The 18,753-nt window shown below is 74.6% G+C and carries 15 protein-coding genes; 7 read left to right on the top strand and 8 right to left on the bottom strand.

What is annotated here, in order from left to right:
• Positions 1-515, bottom strand: a 515-nt coding sequence (locus ACGF12_RS25255; protein ID WP_393034287.1) for an IS110 family transposase, incomplete at its 3' end; no start/stop codon positions are given.
• 239 nt (positions 516-754) lie between these two features.
• On the opposite strand from ACGF12_RS25255, the gene ACGF12_RS25250 reads away from it, so the two are divergent.
• Positions 755-3,148, top strand: coding sequence for an FtsX-like permease family protein (locus tag ACGF12_RS25250; RefSeq protein WP_393034284.1), 2,394 nt, complete (start codon positions 755-757; stop codon positions 3,146-3,148).
• A gap of 89 nt (positions 3,149-3,237) precedes the next feature.
• On the opposite strand, the gene ACGF12_RS25245 is transcribed toward ACGF12_RS25250, so the two are convergent.
• On the bottom strand, positions 3,238-3,999 hold the full coding sequence (locus tag ACGF12_RS25245) for a MerR family transcriptional regulator (protein ID WP_393034282.1): 762 nt from the start codon (positions 3,997-3,999) through the stop codon (positions 3,238-3,240).
• A 138-nt stretch (positions 4,000-4,137) separates the two neighbouring features.
• Entirely contained in the window at positions 4,138-5,016 is an 879-nt protein-coding gene (locus ACGF12_RS25240) for a LysR family transcriptional regulator (RefSeq protein WP_393034297.1), read from the bottom strand.
• A 144-nt stretch (positions 5,017-5,160) separates the two neighbouring features.
• Between ACGF12_RS25240 and ACGF12_RS25235 the strand changes: the two genes are divergently transcribed.
• Positions 5,161-6,192, top strand: coding sequence for a DMT family transporter (locus ACGF12_RS25235; RefSeq protein WP_393034294.1), 1,032 nt, complete (start codon positions 5,161-5,163; stop codon positions 6,190-6,192).
• 51 nt (positions 6,193-6,243) lie between these two features.
• A complete protein-coding gene (locus ACGF12_RS25230) occupies positions 6,244-7,704 on the top strand; it encodes an MFS transporter (protein ID WP_393034279.1) in 1,461 nt (486 codons plus the stop codon).
• Here ACGF12_RS25230 and ACGF12_RS25225 read toward each other — a convergent pair.
• The 4 genes from ACGF12_RS25225 to ACGF12_RS25210 form a co-directional block, all read right to left on the bottom strand.
• Complete coding sequence (locus ACGF12_RS25225; RefSeq protein WP_393034276.1) at positions 7,622-7,999, bottom strand: hypothetical protein; 378 nt, start codon at positions 7,997-7,999, stop codon at positions 7,622-7,624. The genes ACGF12_RS25230 and ACGF12_RS25225 overlap by 83 nt on opposite strands.
• Before the next feature lie 91 nt (positions 8,000-8,090).
• Entirely contained in the window at positions 8,091-9,224 is a 1,134-nt protein-coding gene (locus tag ACGF12_RS25220) for an SUKH-4 family immunity protein (RefSeq protein WP_393034273.1), read from the bottom strand.
• A 57-nt stretch (positions 9,225-9,281) separates the two neighbouring features.
• Positions 9,282-10,040 carry a hypothetical protein gene (locus ACGF12_RS25215; protein ID WP_393034270.1) on the bottom strand — a complete coding sequence of 253 codons (759 nt, stop codon included), beginning with the start codon at positions 10,038-10,040 and terminating at the stop codon, positions 9,282-9,284.
• 285 nt (positions 10,041-10,325) lie between these two features.
• Positions 10,326-10,916 carry a DinB family protein gene (locus tag ACGF12_RS25210; RefSeq protein WP_393034267.1) on the bottom strand — a complete coding sequence of 197 codons (591 nt, stop codon included), beginning with the start codon at positions 10,914-10,916 and terminating at the stop codon, positions 10,326-10,328.
• A 114-nt stretch (positions 10,917-11,030) separates the two neighbouring features.
• On the opposite strand from ACGF12_RS25210, the gene ACGF12_RS25205 reads away from it, so the two are divergent.
• The 4 genes from ACGF12_RS25205 (at position 11,031) to ACGF12_RS25190 (ending at position 18,110) form a co-directional block, all read left to right on the top strand.
• Positions 11,031-11,855 carry a class I SAM-dependent methyltransferase gene (locus tag ACGF12_RS25205; RefSeq protein ID WP_393034264.1) on the top strand — a complete coding sequence of 275 codons (825 nt, stop codon included), beginning with the start codon at positions 11,031-11,033 and terminating at the stop codon, positions 11,853-11,855.
• A gap of 517 nt (positions 11,856-12,372) precedes the next feature.
• Positions 12,373-13,035 carry a hypothetical protein gene (locus ACGF12_RS25200; protein ID WP_393034261.1) on the top strand — a complete coding sequence of 221 codons (663 nt, stop codon included), beginning with the start codon at positions 12,373-12,375 and terminating at the stop codon, positions 13,033-13,035.
• 10 nt (positions 13,036-13,045) lie between these two features.
• Entirely contained in the window at positions 13,046-14,770 is a 1,725-nt protein-coding gene (locus ACGF12_RS25195) for a DNA polymerase Y family protein (protein ID WP_393034259.1), read from the top strand.
• A gap of 64 nt (positions 14,771-14,834) precedes the next feature.
• Complete coding sequence (locus ACGF12_RS25190) at positions 14,835-18,110, top strand: error-prone DNA polymerase (protein ID WP_393034256.1); 3,276 nt, start codon at positions 14,835-14,837, stop codon at positions 18,108-18,110.
• A gap of 9 nt (positions 18,111-18,119) precedes the next feature.
• Here ACGF12_RS25190 and ACGF12_RS25185 read toward each other — a convergent pair whose 3' ends face one another.
• Positions 18,120-18,734, bottom strand: coding sequence for a hypothetical protein (locus ACGF12_RS25185; protein WP_393034254.1), 615 nt, complete (start codon positions 18,732-18,734; stop codon positions 18,120-18,122).
• Positions 18,735-18,753 lie beyond the last annotated feature (19 nt).

Here is an 18,753-nt window from a genome sequence, read left to right as displayed (position 1 = left end):
GCGATGTCGCTGTCGCGTTCACCGAAGACGGCCTTGCCGCCTGGCCACATGCTGTCGAGCAGGGCGTCGAGCTGGTTGACGGCGGCGACCTTGGCCTCGACGTGGTCGGCCCGCTGGCGGGTCAGCGCCTGCGGTTCCAGGGTCCGGGTGTCGGTCGGGGTGATGCGTCGCAGCTGGTGGCCGTCGGTGCGCAGGTGGTCGGCGAGCTTGTGGCTGTCCCCGGCTTCGGTCTTGGCCTTGGAGGCGCCCCAGCGCGGGCGCATCGCGTGGAAGGCGTTCGGGTGCACCGGCACCACCGGGTGGCCGGCGGCCAGCAGCCGGTCCACCACCAGGCCGCGGGTGGTCTCGATCGCCACCGGCAGCTCGGCCGGGTCGCCGTGGCGACGCAGGCGCGCCAGGGTCGCCTCGATGCCCTGCTCGGTGTGCGCGAGTTCCCAACGGTCCACGCGGGTGCCGGAGTTGTCCATGACGGTGACGTCGTGGGTCTCGGTCGCCCAGTCCCATCCGATGAACACGAAGGTCGTACTCCTGTGACGTCGACGGAGCACCTGCCCGGTGGTGAGGTCGTCTGCCGGGAGCTCATTAATCGGCCCTCTGCGGGGCGTGTCCCTGAAGCCGATCAGACGGCCTCGGCCCGGCGGGGCTGGCATAACTCACGCTGGCCGTCGAACGGCACGCGCGTACGGCCATGCACCCACCGGGACCGAGAGGTCACAACCCTACCGAAGAGGGCTGCAGAAGGGATGGTCCTCTAATGAGCGCTCTGAGCAAGGTGGTGCGCGCCGGGGTCGGCCGTAAGCGCGTGCAGACCCTGGTCATGGTGCTGACCACGATGATGTCCGTGACGGCGTGCATCCTCGCGGTCGGGCTGCTGGTCGCCGCCCAGGGCCCGTACCAGCGCTCCTTCACCGACCAGCACGGCGCGCACCTCAACGTGCTGTACGACCGGACCAAGGCGAGCCCCGCCCAGCTCGCCGCGGCCGCCCACACGCCCGGCGTGACGGCCTCGGCGGGCCCCTACTCGGCGGTCACCGTGCAGCCGCGCTCCGCTCCGGGCACGCGGATCCCGCCGGCCGGCAGCCTGCTGCCGCCGATGACGCTGGTCGGCCGCGCTCAGGACGGCCCGATGGACGGCCTGCGGCTCACCATGGGCCACTGGGTCACCGGTCCCGGTGAAGTGGTGTTCCTGGACGGGCACTCCCCACTGGCCGTCGGCGACAGCATGCAGTTCCCGGATCTGCCGGGGCACCCGACGCTCAAGGTCGTCGGCCTGGCCTCCTCGGTCTCCTGGAGTGCGGACGGCTGGATCGCCCCCGAGCAGGTGGCCGGGCTGACCGCGCCCGGCACCACACCCGCCGCCCAGTACCTCTACCGCTTCGCCCACGCCGACAGCGACGCCGAGGTGGAGGCCGACCACGCCGCGCTGGCCGCCGCGGTGCCGAACGGCGCGCTCACCAAGGCCACCTCCTACCGGCCCGCCCGGGAGGAGGCCAACCGGACGGCCTCGACCTTCGTCCCGTTCGTCACCGCCTTCGGAGTGCTCGGCCTGGCCATGTCGGTGCTGATCATCGGGGTCGTGGTCAGCGGCGCGGTGAGCGCCGCCACCCGGCGGATCGGCATCCTCAAGTCCCTGGGCTTCACCCCGGCCCAGGTGGCGCGCGCCTACGTCGGCCAGGCGCTGATCCCCGCCGGGGTCGGCACGGCGCTCGGCGTGTTCGGCGGCAACCTGCTCTCCGTTCCGGTCCTCGGGATGGCCCACAAGGCCCTGCGCGGCGGGTTGCTCGGCATCCCGCTCTGGGTGGACGTGGTGGTCGCGGTGGTCGCCCTGGGCGCCGTGACGGGCACCGCGCTGGTACCGGCGCTGCGGGCCGGGCGGCTGCGGACAGTTGAGGCGCTCGCGGTCGGCCGGACGGCGCCGGGTGCCAAGCGAGCGGCCGCCGCCGGCACGACGGAACGGGCCGGAGCGACGGGCCTGCTGTCCCGGGTGCAGAACCGGATCAGCCGGCTGCCGGTGCCGCGTGCGCTCAGCCTCGGGCTGGCGTCCCCGTTCAACCGGCCGGGCCGCTCGGCGACCACCGCCGCGGCGGTGGTGCTCGGCACGGTCGGGGTCACCCTCTGCGTCGGTCTGACGCTGTCGCTCGGCTCCCTCCAGGACGGCCTGACGGCCGACCGGGCGGGCAAGGTGCTGGTCCAGCCACCGATCGAGGGCTCCGACAAGCCCGTCGACCACGTGGACGAGGCGGCCGTGGTGAAGGCGATCGAGTCCCGCCCCGGCACCCGGGCCTGGTACAGCAGCGTGCCGACCCCGGTCACCGTGGCCGGGAACACCGGGCGCTCCCAGGTGGTCGCGTTCACCGGTGACGTCTCCTGGAGCGGCTTCCAGCTGGCTTCCGGCCGCTGGTTCCACGGCCCCGGCGAGGTCGTGGTCGGCGCCACCTTCCTGCGCGCCAACCAGGCGAAAATCGGTGACACCGTCACCCTCAGCGACCAGGGGCGCAGCACCCCGGCGAAGATCACCGGCGAGGTGGTGACCACCGAGGACCTGGTGTTCCTGGACCGGGCGGCGCTGACGCCGCTCGGCGGTGCGGTCCACAGTGAGGCGCTCTCCTTCCACATCGACCTCACCCCGGGGACCGACGCGAAGTCCTACGCCGACGGGCTGGACCAGGTCGTGGAGCAACAGGGCCTGAGCGCGGACCCCGGTGAGGAGCACATCAACATCGTGGTGCTGGCGATGAACACCCTGGCGGGCACGCTCACGCTGCTGCTCTCCGTGGTGGCAGGGCTCGGGGTGCTCAACACGGTGCTGCTGGACACCCGGGAGCGGGTGCACGACCTCGGAGTGCTCAAGGCGCTCGGGATGTCGCCCCGGCAGACGGTCGGGATGGTGCTCACCTCGGTCTGCGGCAGCGGGTTGGTGGCCGGGCTGATCGGAGTCCCGATCGGGATCCTGGTGCACCACCAGGTGATGCCGGCGATGGCCGGCGCCGCCGGGATCGGGGTGCCGGACGCGGACCTCGCCGTGTTCGCCCCATCGGTGGTGGGGCCGCTGATACTCGGCGGCCTGGTGCTGGCGCTGCTCGGCGCCCTCCTGCCCGCGACCTGGGCGGCCCGTACCCGGACGGTCACGGCGCTGCGGACGGAGTGACGAGGGACGGAGTGACGGCGGGGGCGCGGGTGGTCGGGCCGGAAGGGTCGGGTCCGTCCCCGGTCCTGCCCGCGCCCACCCCGCCCGGCTCAGGAGAGCCGTGCCGCCGCGTACGCCTCCATGGCGGCGCGCTGGTAGGCGGCCAGGCCCGGGGCGATGGTCTCGTACGCGGTGCTCCACATCTCGTTCTCCGTGCAGGAGCGGGCGATCGCGAGGTACTCCTCCACCGGGACGGCCCGGAGCCCGCTGAGCAGCTGGTACTCCTCGTCGATCATGTGCTGCGTGGGCTCGGCGTCGGCCGGGTGGCCGCCCGCCATCAGCTCCGCCAGGCGGACCATCCGCGCGGTCCGTTCGCGCTGGCCGGTCTCGACCTCCGCCGGGGTCATCGCGGCGGTCGCACGCCGGGCCGCCTCGGCGTGCTCGGGGAAGTCACGAAGGCTGACGTCGACGTCGGCGGGCTGGATGCCCTCGAAGAGGTTCTCGGGTCGGTTGATGCTGGTCATGGGTGTGCCGTCCTTCCGGGAGCGTTCCAGGTCGGCGATCGTGCGTGAGACGGTGGTGGCCAAAATGTCGAGCCGGTCGCGCTCGGTGACCAGTCGGCGGTGGTGGCCCCGCAGGGCCTCCAGCTCGTCCACCTGGTCGCCGAGGATCCGGGCGATCTCGGACAGCCCCACGCCCAGTGCCCGCAGCACGAGGACCTGCTGCAGCTGGAGCAACTGCCGCTCCTCGTAGTAGCGGTGGCCGTTGGAGCCGATCCAGGCCGGAGACAGCAGCCCGATCTCGTCGTAGTGCCGCAAGGTCCGGGCGGTCACCCCCGACATCCGGGCGACCTCCGCGATGGGCCAGGCCATGGTCGTCTCCTCTGCCACGTCTCTCGCGTCGCTTGGACCAGGGCCGGTTCCTCCGGCCCTGGTAACGACGGTAGAAGCTGCCGCTGCGGCAGCTTCAAGCCCTCGGAACCTTCACCCACGGCGCCGGGCCACCGGCCGTCACCGCGCCGGGCCACCAGCCGTCGCCCGCAGCGCCGCGACCAGTGCCCCGAGCACCGGCTGCCCCCAGGCGCCCTCCCGCACGGCGGCATGCAGTGCCCGTACCGGTTCCGGGCCGCGTACCCGCCGCACGGTGACGCCCGGATGCCGTTGTGCCAGTCCCAGTTCCGGGAGCAACGCCACCCCCAGCCCCGCCGCGACGAAGCCCTGCGCGGTCAGGTAGTCCGCGCCGTCCACCGCGAGTGCCGGACGGAACCCGGCCGCGTCGCAGGCCCCGTGCACGATCTCCCGGCAAGGGCCGGGCGGTTCGGCACCCACCCAGGGCTCCTGTGCCAGCTCGGCCAGGTCCAGGACGCGCCGCGAGGCGAACCGGTGCCCCCGGGGCAGCACGGCGCGGTACGGATCGTCACGCAGGTGCACCAGTCGCAGGCCGACCGGGGCCTCCTCGGACCGGAACACCACTGCGAGGTCGGCCCGGCCGTCCCGCACCTCGGTGAGCGGGTCGGCCGGGTCGGTCACGCCGAGGTCGAGCCGAACACCCGGGTACTCCCGGCGGAAGGCGGCCACCGCCGGGGCCACCAGCGCGGCACCGGCCGTGGCGAAGTAACGGACGGTCAGGCTGCCGCTGCGCCCGGCCCGCAGGTCGGCCAGCGCCGCACCCGCCTCCGCGACCTGCCGGTCGATGGCCGCCGCGTGCCCGGCGAGCAGCAGTCCGGCGGCGGTCGGCCGCACGCCGCGCCCGATCCGCTCCAGCAGGGCCGTCCCGGTCTCCCGCTCCAGGGTCGCCACCTGCTGGCTGACGGCCGACGGGGTGTAGCCGAGTGCGGTGGCGGCGGCGCTCACCGAGCCGTGGTCGACCACGGCGCGCAGCACCTGCATCCGGCGGACGTCGAGCGAGGCATTCATGCAGCACAGCTTAAAAGTCATGAAGAACTTTTCGCTTGTGCTACCGGATCCCATCACGCGACCGTCATCGGACACCCGTGAACACACTGACCGACAAGGAGCCCGCCCGTGCTGCGGATGGCCGTCCTCGCCCTGCTCTGGGGCTCGGGTTTCCTCTGGATCCGACTCGCGCTGCACCACGGGCTCACCCCGGTGCAGATCACCGTGCTGCGGGCCGCCCTCGGCGCCGCCGTCCTGCTGCTGCTCGCCCGCTCCGCCCGGCAGCGCCTCCCGCGTGGCCGCACGCTCTGGCGGCGGCTCGCCGTGGCCGCCTTCCTCTGCAACGCCCTGCCGTTCCTGCTCACCGCCTACGGAGAACGCAGCGTCGGTTCCGGCCTGGCCGGGGTGCTGCACGCGACCACCCCGCTCTGGTCGCTGCTGATCGGCCTCGCCCTGGGCACCGAACGCGCCACCACCCCGCTGCGCCTCGGCGGCCTGCTGCTCGGCTTCGCGGGCGTCCTGCTGATCCTCGCCCCCTGGCGGGAGAGCGGCGACATCGACGGCCCGGGGGCACTCGCCCTGCTCGGCGCGGCGGCCAGCTACGCGGTCGCCTTCGCCTACATGGCCCGCGCCTTCACCGGAGCCGGAGCCGGAGCCGATACCGAAACCGGAGCCGAAACCAGAACCAGAACCGAAACCAGAGCCGGAGATGAGGCCGGAACGGACACGGGTAGGGACACCGCCCCACTCGCCCTCTCCGCCGCCCAACTCACCGCCGCCGCCGGGCTGAGCGCGCTCGCGCTCCCCACGGTCGGCCCGCTGAACCCGCTCTCCGGCGCCGACGTGCTCGGCCTCGTCGCCGTCACCGTCCTCGGCGTCGCCTGCACCGGGCTCACCTTCCACCTCAACTACCGCCTGATCGCCACCGAAGGCCCCACCGGCGCCGCCACCGTCGGCTACCTGCTGCCCGTCGTCTCCACCGCGCTCGGCGCCCTGGTCCTCGGCGAGGAGCTGACCGTACGGGCGGTCGCCGGGATGGCCGTGGTCCTCGCCGGGGTGTTCCTCGTGAAGCGCCAGCCGAAGCCGAAGCCAAGCTCGCCCACGGAGCCGACCTCGAACCCGAGGCGTGAGCCGAAGCCTCACACCGCCGTTCCCGTGACCATTGATTGACTGACTGGCCGACCGATCGACTGACCAACTGACCAACTGGCTGAACGGACCATGCACCCCGACTCCCTTTGGCGGATCCCCGACTTCCGCACCCTCTTCACCGCCACCGCCCTCGCCCAACTCGGCACCAACGTCGGCTACGTAGCCCTCCCGCTGATCGCCGTCACCGCGCTCGACGCGGGCCCCGGCGAGGCCGGCCTGCTCGCTACCCTGAGTACCCTCGCCTTCCTGCTGATCGGCCTGCCCGCCGGTGCCTGGGTCGACCGGATGCGCCACCGCCGGGTCCTGATCGCCGCCGACCTGGTGAAGGCGGCGCTCTACACCTCCGTCCCGCTCGCCTGGTGGCTCGGTGGGCTCACCCTCCAGCAGCTGTACGTGGTCGCGCTGCTCACCGGCGGTGCCACGGTGTTCTTCGACGTCGGCTCGCAGAGCGTGCTGCCCCGGCTGGTCGGCCGCACGCACCTGGTGGACGCCAACGCCGCCGTGGTCGGACTGATGGCGGTCGGCAATGTTGCCGGACGCGGCGCGGGCGGCGCGCTGGTCCAACTGCTCACCGCGCCGCTGGCGATCGCCGTCACGGCGCTCAGCCACCTCGGCTCTGCCCTCCGGCTGACCGCGCTGCGCCGCACCCCCGTTCCGGCCCCCACACCAACTGCCCCCACACCGCCGACCGGAGCCCCCGCCACCGGCCTCCGCGCGCAGATCGCCGAGGGCCTGCGGCACGTCCTCGGCAACCGGGAACTGCGCGCGCTCGCCGTCACCGCCGCCCTCAACAACCTCGGCTCCCAGCTGGTCAACACCCTCCTGCCGGTGCTCTTCGTACGGGAACTGCGCCTCCCAGCTGGGGCGTTGGGCCTGTTCTGGGCGGTCGGCGGGGTCGGCATCCTGCTCGGCTCGCGCTGCGCCCGCCCGATCGCCGCCCGGTTCGGCGACGGCCGGACGCTCGCTCTGGCGGGCCTGTGCCTCGCGCCCGCCGGACTGCTGGTGCCGCTGATCGGCGGCGGACCGTGGCTGTTCCTGGCGGGGGCGGGCTGGCTGCTGGCCTCGCTCAAGACCGGGATGGACAACGTGCTCGGGGTGAGCCTGCGCCAGCGGATGACCCCGGACGCGCTGCTCGGCCGGATGAACGCGACCTTCCGCTTCCTGCTCACCGGTGCGCTGGCGATCGGCTCCGCGCTCTCCGGGCTGCTCGGCGAAGTCGTCGGCCTGCGGACCACGCTCTGGCTCGGCGGGGCCGTCCTCGCGACGGCCTTCCTGCCGGTCTACCTGTCCCCGCTGCGCACCCGCCGTCCGACCCTGGCGCCTGCGCCAGTGCGAGCGCCCGCGCCCGCGCCTGCGCCCGCACCCGGGCCCGCACCCGCACCCGCACCCGCGCCCGCGCCCGCACCCGCACCCGCGCCCGCACCCCTACCGGTACCGGGGCGCGCGGCTACCAGCGCGGAGCGCCGTGTCCCGGCTGCCAGTCCAGCCCCGGGTTCGGGCGCGGTCGAAGGGTGCGCACCAGCGAGCTGACCGACCAGACGACCACGGTCAGCAGCCCGTAGAACAGCAGCAGCGCCCAGAACGGGGTGGTGGACAGGCTCTGGTCCTCGAACCGGCACCACGCGTCCGGCGGCAGCCAGGACGCACCCGTCTCCAGCAGTCGTCCGCCGCCCCGCACCAGGCCGTGCTCGCAGCGCTCACCGTAATCCAGCGACCGGACGTACAGCAGGCCGTACAGCGCACCGGCGGAGGCAAGGGAGAGGACGGCGCTGATGCCGAGGAGCATCGCCCGTCTTCGCCTGACCGCCGTACGGATGTTCGTCACCGAGGCAGCGTACCGGCGCGGAGGGCCCCGGACCGGCCCGGACACCCGAGCGGACCGCAGGCCGGGGCCCACCGCGGCAGCCCGCCCCCGTTCAGCCCAGCAGCCCGCCCATGTGCCCGTCCTCCGCGAGCAGTCGCCAGGAGCGGCCCGGCGAGGCGAAGGCCTCCGGGTCGACGGCCTCCACCAGCCGGTCCACCACGGTGCTCAGCAGCGACTGCGGGTCGAACACCGCCCAGGTCTCCCGGCCCCGGCCGTAGTCCCAGCGCTCCCACTCGGCGCGCAGCCGCTCGTACGTCCACAGTGCGTAGAGCAGGGCGGACAGGTCGCGGTTCAGGTAGGCCTCGGGCTGGCCGTCGTCGTACCAGTCCGGCAGTTCGAGCCGGCCGGTGGCGCCGTCCAGGGCGATCGTGAGGTCGGTCGGCCAGTCCCCGAGCGCGAGGTAGTCCCGCTGGTACGGGCGTTCCTCCTCGCCGTCGAAGTACTCGGGGTACGCCTCCGCCATGGTGACCAGCGGCTCCTCGCAGACCCCGAACATCGCCCCGCCCAGCGGCAGCCCGACCTCGGTCAGCAGCCGCCGGGTCGGCTCGTGCACCAGGGCGGCGGGCAGCCCCTCCGGCCGGAAGCGGTGCACCAGGCCGGCCCCGCCGTCCTCGTCCGTCAGCGCCGCGAGCTCGGCCACCAGCTCCCCGCCGACCTCGTACGCGGGCCCGTCCGGTCCGCCCGGCAGGGCACCCCAGCCCAGCGCCCGGACCAGCAGCGCCGTCCCCCAGTGCGCCGGTGCGGCGCTCCGTTCGAACAGCACGGGGTCGATCTCCCGCATCCGCCGCTCGGCCTCCGCCATCACCTCGGCCACCACCGCCGGTCCGCGCCGTCCGTCCAGCGCCTCGGGCCGCCGGGCGGCCTCGCCCACCGCGTCCACCTCTCGCACCAGGGCGGCCAGCGCGGTCAGGTCGGAGGCCAGCGGATCGCGCCTCGGCCCGCCGTTGCCGAGGAACACCTCACCGGTGGTCCCGTCCAGCAGCACCAGGTTGCCGACCGCGGCGAACGGCGTGCAGTAGTCCGTCTCGCCGAGGACGAACAGCCGCTCCGCCCCACCTGGGAAGGCCTTCAGCGACCCGTCGTCGAGCACCCCGAAGTCCAGGAACGCCCCGGTCGTCGGCAGTCCCACCCGCACCAGGAACTCCTGGCTGCCCTCGTGCACCACCCCGCCCGGCACCCCGGCCACCCGCGCACACCCCACGTGCCCCACCCTTCACGGTTCTGCCCCCTGACCCACCAGACCCTAGCGGGCCCGCCCGACAGCGCCACGGGGGTTTCCCGGGTCGGGGCGGGACCGTGACGTGTCGCCCGGCGCGGGCAGCGGCGCGTCCTGCGCCGGCGGCACCCCGTCGACGTTCCAGTGCCCCGGGCCCGGCAGATCCGCGTCGCAGAACACGCACACGTAGTGCTCATCCCGCACGATTCCGCGCTGCCCGCACTCCGGGCAGCGCCGGAACACCACCGGGTGGGTGAATCCGCCCGGGTGCGGCAGCCCGATCCGGTCGAGGGCCGCGGCGACGGCGGGCCAGGGGCGGAGGTCCGGGCAGTAGCCGGTGGACAGGTTGCTGACCGTCTCCACCTCCCAAGCCCCCTGACCGCCGCCGCCCGAGCGACGGAACCCGACCTCCCCGGCACCGAGCACCAACTCCCCGCCCGCGCACGCCACATGCTCACTGCGGCGCGGCGCGAGCCGCGGCGCCCCGCCCAGGTCGACCACGAAGGTGAACGGCTCCGCGAGTTCCGCGGCCGTCCGCGCGTCCACCCAGGCGGCGAACTCACCTGCCGTCCGCACCCGTTGACCACCAGGGCCGCCGCCCGTCACCAACTCCCGTAGCTCCGGCGGCCCCACGTACCGGTACGCCCGCCCGAAGCCCTCCTCGACCTCCGCCGCGACACCCCGCTCACCCGGTCGCACCCGCCAGTACGCCATCTCGACGGCCGTTCCGCTCGGCCCGAACTCTCGGAGCTCCGCCAGCAGTTCACGAGACCGCCCGAGCGACACCCCCGCCCCTCCCGCAGCACCCGCAGCGCGGCCACCGGATCGCCGAGCGGTCCCGCGAGCCGCAGCCGGGCCGGGCCGTGAGCGATCGGCAACGCCTCGCGGACGTCCGCCGGCGCCGCCTCCGGGCCCGCGTGCTCGCACTGGGTGATGCCGCAGGACGGGCACGGCGTTCGGCGTCCCACCACAACTCCCGCCCACCGTGCAGGAACTGCCCGACGCTCCGGACGGCAGCGTCCCCGCAGTCCGCACACCGGACGGTCACTATCGCGCCCTGACCCGCCCACGTCATGCCGGCCCGCCGGCCTCCCGGGCGGCCTGCTCCACGCGGTCGCGGTGGGCCTGCCACCAGTCCTTGTCGCCCGGGGCGGTGTTGGCGCCGTCCGAACGCTGGCCGGTGGCGCCGTCGATGAGTTCACGGACCAGGTCGGCGTGGCCGACGTGCCGGTGGGTCTCGGCGATCATGTGGACGAGCACCCGGTGCAGGGTCTGCTTGTGGCGGTCGCCGAACGGCACCTGGCCGACCGCGTCCAGCGGCAGCGCCTCGATGGTGGCGTCCGAGTGTGCCCAGACCCGCCGGTAGCGCCCGATGATCTCCTCGGTGCTCTCGTCCGCCCGGGCCCACAGGTCGCCGTTGGGCTCGGCGGTGCCGACGATCCACAGCGGGGTCGGCTCGGGGAAGGGCCGCCCGAAGGTGTCGCCGAAGTACAGCGCCTCGGCCCCGGTGACGTGCTTGACCAACCCCAGCAGGTTGGTCCCGGTGGGGGCGAGCGGGCGCCGGAGGTCGTACTCGGAGAGGCCGTCGAGTTTCCACAGCAGGGCGTCGCGGGCGTCCTGGATGTAGATCCGGAGATCGTTCTTGTCGTCTGTCTCGCTCATGGGATCAGTCTGTTGATCGCAGGGAGGCTGTCCATCGAATTCGCCTCCTGACGATGGATCGGGCCGTGTCATCATCGGGACCGCAGATCGAACCCCCACGACAGGAGATCGGGCATGACCGACGACTGGACCTGGGACGAGACGCTGTTCGCCGGAACGTCCGCCCACTACACGCGCGGCCGACTGCCCTATGCACCCGGCCTGGCGGAGGCCCTGACCGAGGCGCTGGGCCTGGACGGCACGGGTCGGCTGCTCGACGTGGGGTGCGGACCGGGGACGCTGGCACTGGGGCTGGCGCACCTGTTCGCCGAGGTCGTCGGGGTGGACCCGGACGACGGGATGATCGCCGAGGCGCGCCGGGCGGGCGCGGGGGAGCGCCGGGTCACCTGGGTGCGGGCCCGGGCCGAGGAACTGCCGCCGGGCCTCGGCACCTTCACCGTGGCGACCTTCGGCCAGTCCTTCCACTGGATGGACCGCGGCCTGGTGGCGGCGGCCGTCCGGCGCCTCCTGCGTCCGGGCGGCGCGGTGGCGCACATCTCGGACCTGAAGGCCGAACCCCGCCCCACCGAGGGCCTGCCGCACCCGCCGGTCCCGTACGCCGCGATCGCCGGACTGGTCCGGCAGTACCTCGGCCCGGTCCGCCGCGCCGGCCGGGGTCTGCTGCCGCAGGGCACCCCGGCCGGTGAGTCCGCCGTCCTCGCCCGGGCGGGCTTCACCGGGCCCCGGCGGCTGGTCGTCCCCGGCGGGCGGCCGCTGGAGCGCTCGGCGGACGACGTGGTCGCCGGGGTGTTCTCCCTCTCCTCCTCGACCCCGTACCTCTTCGGCCCCGACCGGGACGCCTTCGAGACCGACCTCCGCCGCCTCCTCGGGCCGGGACCCTTCTCCGAGCGCCAACCGAGCACCGAGGCCGTCATCTGGCGCACCGAAACCGGGCGCTGACCACCGGGCGCTGACTACCGGGCGCTGGCCATTGGGCTCCGACCACCGGGCGCTGACCCCGGGGCGCGCAGGAAGCCCTCGGCCCTCCTGGGCCACCTGGTCGGCTCAGCCCGTTCGAACCGGACAGCGTGTGCGGGCTGCCCGGCAGCGGTGTGATCACGTGCCCCCGTTCGTGTCGCCCAGCCCGGTACCCGCAGCCGCTGTCGCGGGGGGAGCGGGCCCGGCGGCAGCCCGTCAGTGGCCTGTAGTGGCCCGTCGGCGGCCGGACGGCCTGCCGTGACCGGCACGGAGAGTGACGGGCGGGGTGGAGGGAGCGGACTTGAATCTTTGCGAACAGATGTTCGATCCTGGGGCTGTGCCCGTTTTCGAATCTGTTTTCGAATCTGCCGCCGAGCAGCCCGACCGCCCCACGTTCCGGCCGGTGGCGCTCCCGGCTGCCCTGGCGGGGCAGCAGGGAGCGCCGGGGGAGCAGGGGGAACCGGGGGAGGCAAGGGCGAAACCGGTGACACTCCGGCCGGTGGCGTCGGCCGTCGCCCCCGAGGGCGGGCAGGCGGCGGTGCGTGGGCTGGTGCCGGTGGTGCCCGCGTTGCGGGAGGTGCTGCTGGACGGCGGGCTGCGGCGGGGGACGGCGGTGTCGGTGGCGGGCGGGGACGCCGGGCTGCTGCTGGCGCTGGCCGCCGGGGTACGGGAGACCGAGGGCGGCTGGGCGGCGGCGGTCGGGCTGCCGGACCTGGGGCTGGCCGCCGCCGAGGGGTACGGGCTGGACCTGCGCCGCCTGCTGGTCGCGGACGACCCGGGGGCGCACTGGCCCGAGGTGGTGTCGGTGCTGGCCGGCGCGGTGGAACTGATCATGCTGCGCCCGGACGGCCCGGTGCCGCCGAAGCTGGCCGCCCGGCTGGCCGCGGTGCTACGGCGCAGCGGCTGCGTGCTGCTGGTGGCCGGGCCGTGGCCGGGGGCGGTGCTGCGGCTGGGTGTGCGGTCCGGGCGCTGGTTCGGGCTGGGCGACGGCTACGGGCAGCTCGCCGGGCGGCAGGTGGAGGTGGTGGCGGAGGGCCGAGGTTCGGCGGTGCGCGGCCGGTCGGCCCGGCTCTGGCTGCCGGACGAGCACGGCGCGGTGCGCCCGGTCCGGGAGCAGCCCGTCCAGGCGGAGCGCCCACAGGCAGTGGCGGCGGTGGTGTGACGTGCCGACGATGTCCGACAGTGACCGAACCCCCCGGGTGCTGGTGGTCTGGTGCCCGGACTGGCCGGTGGTGGCCGTCACCGGCGACGACCCGGTGGCGGTGACCGAGGGCGGGCGGATCCTCGCCTGCTCGGCGGGCGCCCGGGCGGCCGGGGTGCGGCAGGGGCAGCGCCTCAAGCTGGCCCAGCGGCTCTGCCCGGAGCTGGAGCTGCGCGACCGCGACCCGGAGGCGGAGACCCGCCGCTTCGAGCCGGTGGTCGCGGCGGTGGAGGCGTTCACGCCCCGGGTGGAGGTGATCCGCCCGGGTCTGTGCGCCATTCCGGTGAAGGGGCCGGGCCGCTACTTCGGCGGCGAGGAGGCGTTGGCGGCCAAGGTCGGTGCGGCGGTGGCGGAGGCGCTCGGCCGGCCGCCCGTCCCGGACGCCGTCCCCGGCGCGGTGGCGGTCCCCGAGGCGACCGTCGAGTCCTCCACGGAGCCGGCAAAGCCAACAGGACCGACTGAACCAGCGGGACCAGCGGGACCAACAGGACCGACAGAACCACAGACCGTCCCCCAAGCCCGGATCGGCGTCGCCGACGGCCTGTTCGCCGCCGTGCTCGCCGCCCGCGCCGGGGTGCTGGTGCCCGCCGGTCGCACGGCGGAGTTCCTCGCCCCGTACCCGGTGGGCGCGCTGGGCGACGAGGCGCTGGCCGAGCTGCTCGGGCGGCTGGGCCTGCCCACCGTCGGGGCCTTCGCCGCGCTGCCCGCGGAGGCGGTCGCGGACCGTTTCGGCCCGGCCGGAACGGTCGCGCACCGGCTGGCCCGCGGCCTGCAGCCGCGCCCGCTGGTGCCGCGCGACGAGGAGCCGGACCTTTCCGTCGAACAGCGCTTCGACCCGCCGGAGCCGCTCGCCGAACCGCTGGTGTTCGTCGCCCGCACGCTGGCCGAGCGGCTGCACCAGCGGCTGGCCGGGGCCGGGCTGACCTGCCGCCGGGTGGCCGTCGAGGTGGCCTGCGCGGACGGCCGGACGGCTTCGCGGCTCTGGCGGCACGAGGGCCGGCTGTCGGCGACGGCGCTGGCCGAGCGGGTCCGCTGGCAGCTCCAGGCCTGGCAGAGCGCGGGCGCCTTCGAGGAGGGCCGAACAGGCGGCCGACCCGGCGACCGAGCAGACGGCCAGGCGGGCAGCGGCCAGGAGGGCTTCACCCTGCTCCGCCTGGCCCCCGACGGCCTCTCCCCGGACCAGGGCCGCCAGCTCGCCCTGTGGGGCCAGGCCGTCGCGGACGACCGGGTGGAGCGCGCGGTGGCCCGGGTGCAGGCGGTGCTCGGGCACGCCGGGCTGCGCCGGATCGAGCCGGCCGGCGGGCGCGGCCCGGGTGAGCAACAGGTCAAGGTGCCGTGGGGTGAGCCGTACGAGGCGGCGGCCCCGGCCGACGCGCCCTGGCCGGGACGGCTGGCGGACCTCTGGCCGGCCGTGGTGCTGCGCGAGCCGGCGCCGGTGCGGGTGCTGGACGAGACCGGGCAGCCGGTCACGGTGGACGGCCGGGCGGGGGTGTCGGCCCGGCCGGCCCTGGTCGTGGTCCGGGGCCGGGAGGAGCGGGTGTCGGGCTGGACCGGGCCCTGGCCGGCGGTCGAGTACTGGTGGGACCAGTCGCTCGCCCGCCGCCGGGCACGGTTCCAGATGGTGGTGGACGGCGGCCGGGCGCTGCTGCTCACCGTGGAGGGGGGTGCGTGGTACCTGGAGGCCGGCTACGACTAGCGGCCCCGGAACCCGGGAGCAGGGGGGAGCAGGACGAGCACGAGAACGACGAAGGCAACCCCCGATGGGCTTCACCAGCCACCCCACCCTCCCCTGGAGCGAGCTGCACCGACGGCTGACCGGCGCTGCGCCGGACCGTACGGTCGTCCCGCTGCGCCGCCCCGCCGGGGAGCGCCCCACCGAGGAACTCCCCGCCGTAAGGACCGACAGCGACGAACCCTGGGCCGAACTGCACGTCCACTCCGCCTTCAGCTTCCTGGACGGTGCCAGCGACCCGGAGGACCTGGTCGCCGAAGCGGCCCGGCTGGGTGTGGAGACCCTCGCGATCACCGACCACGACGGCCTGTACGGCGCCGTCCGGCTCGCCGAGGCGGCCCGGGGGACGGGCGTGGCCACCGTGTTCGGCGCCGAGCTGACCATCCGCCACGAATCCGCCGGCACCGAACACCTGTTGGTCCTCGCCCGCGACCCGGCCGGCTACCGTCGCCTCTCCGCCGCGATCGCCGCCGCCCAGCTGGCCGGCGGCGCCAAGGGCCGCCCGGTGTACGACCTCGCGACGCTGGCCGGGGCGCACGACGGCCACTGGGCGGTGCTCACCGGCTGCCGCCTCGGCCGGGTCCCCGCCGCGCTCAACGGAACCGCGCTCAACGGAGCCGCGCCCAACGGAGCCGCACTCAACAGAATGCAGCGCCCAGAACACCAACTCCACACCCTCGCCGAGGCGTTCGGCCGGGAGAACGTCCACGTCGAGCTGATCGACCAGTGGCTGCCCGGCGACGACCGGCGCAACGACGCCCTCGCCGCGCTCGCCGCCGAGGCACGGCTGCCCGTCGTCGCCTCCACCAACGCCCACCACGCCGGCCCCGCCCAGGGCCGTCTGGCGCAGAGCCTGGCCGCGCTGCACGAGCGCCGCACCCTGCAGGAGGCGGCCGGCTGGACCCGGGCGGCCGGCACCGCGCACCTGCGCTCGGGCCGGGAGATGGCCGCCCGGCTGGCCCGCTTCCCCGGGGTGCAGCGGGCCACCGTCGAACTCGGCCGGGCCTGCGCCTTCGACTTCGCCAAGCTGGACCCGGAGCTGCCCGGCTACCCCGTCCCCGAGGGCGAGACCGAGATCAGCCACCTGCGCGCCCTGGTCGCGGCCGGCGGCCCGGCCCGCTTCGGCCCCGGCAACGCCGCCGCCCGCCGCCAGCTCGCCAGGGAACTGGACGTGATCGAGGACCTCGACCTGGCCGGCTACTTCCTGATCGTGCACGACATCGTGGACTTCTGCCGCCGCGAGGACATCTGGTGCCAGGGCCGTGGCTCGGCGGCCAACTCGGCGGTCTGCTTCGCCCTCGGGATCACCGCCGTCGACCCGGTCCACTACAAGCTGCTGTTCGAACGCTTCCTCTCCACCGCCCGGGACGGGCCGCCCGACATCGACCTGGACATCGAGAACCGCCGCCGCGAGGAGGTCATCCAGTACGTCTACCGCCGCTACAGCCGCGAGCACGCCGCCCAGGTCGCCAACGTGATCACCTACCGGCCCCGGCTGGCGATCCGCGACGCCGCCCGGGTGCTCGGCTACCCGCAGGGGCAGGTGGACGCCTTCAGCCGGCAGACCGACTTCCGCTCCGCCCCCGGCGCGGACGCCGTCATTCCCGCCGACGTGCTCTCGCTCGCCACCCAACTCCACGGCCTGCCGAGGCACCTGGGCATCCACTCGGGCGGCATGGTGCTCACCAAGGAGCCGATCGGCGAGATCTGCCCGACCGAGTGGGCCCGGATGCCCGGGCGTTCCGTCCTGCAGTGGGACAAGGAGTCCACCGCCGGCGCCGGGCTGGTGAAGATCGACCTGCTCGGCCTCGGCATGCTCGCCGCACTGCACGACGCCTGCGACCTGGTCGCCGAACACCACGGCCTGCGCTACGACCTGGCCACCATCCCGGACGACGACAAGGGCGTGTACGCGATGCTGCGCCGCGCCGACACGGTGGGCGTGTTCCAGGTCGAGTCCCGGGCGCAGATGGCCACCCTGCCCCGGCTCAAGCCGGACCACTTCTACGACCTGGTGGTCGAGGTCGCGCTGATCCGCCCCGGCCCGATCCAGGGTGGCTCCGTCCACCCGTACCTGCGTCGCCGCGCCGGGGTGGAGCCGCCCGGCTGCCCGCACCCGCTGATGGAGAACGCCCTCGGCAAGACCCTCGGGGTGCCGCTGTTCCAGGAGCAGATGATGCAACTCGCCATCGACTGCGCCGGGTTCACCCCGTCCGAGGCCGACCGGCTGCGCCAGGCGATGGGCGCCAAGCGCTCGCACGAGCGGGTCGCCCGGCTGCGCGAGCGGCTGCTCGGCGGAATGGCCGAGCGCGGCATCCCGCCCGAGGTGGCCGAGGACGTCTACGGCAAGATCGAGGCCTTCTCCAACTACGGCTTCCCGGAGAGCCACGCGATCAGCTTCGCCTACCTGGTGTACGCCAGCGCCTGGCTCAAGTACCACTTCCCGGCGGCCTTCACCTGCGCCCTGCTGGCCAACCAGCCGATGGGCTTCTATTCGCCGCTCAGCCTGGTCACGGACGTCCGGCGGCACGGCGTGCGGGTGCGCGGGGTGGACGTCAACGCCAGCGGGCCGCGCCCCACCCTGGAACCGTACCGGGGCCCGACGCCCAAGCCGCCGCTGACCGCCGGCCGCCCGCAGCCGGCGATCCGGCTCGGCCTGGAGACGGTGCGCGGCATCGGCACCCCGCAGGCCGAGGCGATCGCGGCCGGGCAGCCGTACGCGGACCTGGAGGACTTCGCCCGCCGCACCGGCCTGCCCGCGCCCGTCCTGGAGGCACTGGCGACGGCCGGGGCCTTCGACTGCTTCGGGTTGACGAGACGTCAGGCGCTGTGGGCTGCAGGAGTGTTCGCCGGAATCTCGGCCGATCTGCTCCCCGGCACCACGCCCGGCACCGAGGCGCCGGAGCTGCCCGAGCTGAGCCCGGTCGAGGCGACCATCGCCGACCTGTGGGCCACCGGCACCTCCGCCACCAGCCACCCGCTCCAGCACCTGCGCACCCACCTGGAACGCGGCGGCGCGCTCTGTGCCGCCCAACTCCCGGACGTGCCACCGGGAACCGCGGTGGTGGTCGGCGGCCTGGTCACCCACCGGCAGCGGCCGCCGACGGCCGGCGGGGTGCTCTTCCTCAGCCTGGAGGACGAGACCGGCCTGATCAACGTGGTCTGCAACCGTCCGGTCTGGGAGTCCCAGCGCCGCACCGCCCTGGACCGGGCCGGCCTGCTGGTGCACGGCCACATCGAGCGCGACCGGGGCGCCACCAACCTGATCGCCACCCGGCTCACCCCGCTCCGGATCGGCCTGTGAGCACCTTCGTCAGCTCAACGGATAGCCGATCTCGACGAGGTCCTCGGCCAGTTCCTCCAGCTCCGTGGCCGGGTTGAGCGCCGCCACCACGGCCGCCGTGAGCGGGCGCAGCGCCAGGACGTGCCCGATCGCGCCGAGGTCCAGCTCCTGCTCCGGCTCGAAGTAGTCCTCGGCCCAGGCCCGGTAGGCCTCGGCCGAGCCGTCCAGCAGTAGCTCGAAGAGCTCTCCGCCGCCCGGTGAGGCGGACGCGCCCTGCCAGGCCCGGTCCCCGGACGCTCGCCAGAAGCAGGCGGTGACGGTCGGGCCGTCCACGTCCCCGAAGGCCGGTTCCTCGGTGAACCTGCGGAACACCGACGGGACGGCGTCCAGCAACTCCGGGGCGTTGGGCGCCTCGTGGTCGAAGCCCCGCCCGTAGACGCCGGCGGGGGAGAAGACGACGAACCAGTCGTCCCCTTCCTCGTTGCGCACCCAGCTCAGTTCCTCGCCGGGCGCCCAGGCGGCGGTGAAGGTGTGGTGCCGCGACTCCCAGTCGTCCGGGCTGAGGATCGCGTCCAGCGTGGCGAGGGCGCGGCAGCGGTCACGCAGGTCGGGGACGGCGGGCAGGCGGCTGAGCAGGTCGTTCATGACCGCCATTGAACCCCAG

It is taken from the genome of Kitasatospora sp. NPDC048296 (assembly GCF_043201815.1).
Lineage (GTDB): Bacteria > Actinomycetota > Actinomycetes > Streptomycetales > Streptomycetaceae > Kitasatospora.
The sequence above is the reverse complement of the archived record's forward strand: the minus strand, read 5'-3'. Positions and strand labels throughout refer to the sequence as shown.